Source organism: Hymenobacter sediminis (assembly GCF_003231285.1).
GTDB lineage: Bacteria > Bacteroidota > Bacteroidia > Cytophagales > Hymenobacteraceae > Hymenobacter > Hymenobacter sediminis.
In genome coordinates, this window is record NZ_QKNS01000023.1 from 1 (window position 1) to 1013 (window position 1013).

1 protein-coding gene is annotated in these 1013 nt (G+C 61.2%); it reads left to right on the forward strand.

Annotated features, from left to right (window positions below; all coding sequences use genetic code 11):
• Nucleotides 1–996, forward strand: a 996-nt coding sequence (locus DNI29_RS23780) for a glycoside hydrolase family 30 protein (RefSeq protein WP_110980643.1), incomplete at its 5' end; no start/stop codon positions are given.
• Between the last annotated feature and the right edge of the window lie 17 nt (nt 997–1013).

Sequence of the window (1013 nt, forward strand, 5' to 3'; positions counted from 1 at the left end):
CAGCAGTACAAAATCCCCTTCATCAAGCAGGCCACGGCCGCCGCTGGCGGCAAGCTCACCATGTACGTGAGCCCCTGGTCGCCGCCGGCCTGGATGAAGGACACCAAGAACATGCTGCAGGGCGGCAAGCTCTTGCCCGAGTTTCGCCAGAGCTGGGCCAACTACTACGTCAAGTTCATCCAGGCTTATGAGAAGGCGGGCATCCCCATCTGGGGCCTGACGGTGCAGAACGAGCCCATGGCCAAGCAGAAGTGGGAGTCCTGCATTTTCACGGCCGAGGAGGAGCGCGACTTCGTGAAGGGCTACCTCGGACCCACGCTCAAGAAAGGCGGCCTCTCTGATAAGAAGCTCATCGGCTGGGACCACAACCGCGACTTGATGTTCCAGCGCGCCGCTACCCTCTTCGATGACCCCGAAGCCAGCCGCTACTACTGGGGCCTGGGCTACCACTGGTACGAGACGTGGACGGGCTCAAGCATGCAGTTCGACAACCTGCGCCGCGTGCACGAAACCTACCCCGACAAACACCTGGTGTTCACGGAGGGCTGCGTGGAGAACTTTAAGTTCGACAACGTGCAGGACTGGACGCTGGGCGAGCGGTACGGCAACTCGATGATCAACGATTTCAACGCCGGCACCGTGGCCTGGACCGACTGGAACATTCTGCTGGATGAAACCGGCGGGCCCAACCACGTAGGCAACTTCTGCTACGCCCCCATCATCGGGGATACCCGCAGCGGCAAGCTCATCTACACCAACAGCTACTACTACATCGGCCACTTCAGCAAGTTCGTGCGGCCCGGGGCCAAGCGCATTGCCACCACCGCTAGCCGCGACGTGCTGCAGACCACGGCCTTCCTCAACCCCGATGGCAAAGTGGCCGTGGTGGTGATGAACCAAACCAACCAGGAGCAGCCCTTCCAGCTCTGGATCAAAGGCCAGGCCGCCCAGGCCACCAGCCGACCCCACTCCATCATGACCCTGGTCGTCAATTAACGCCAGCATCAATCCCT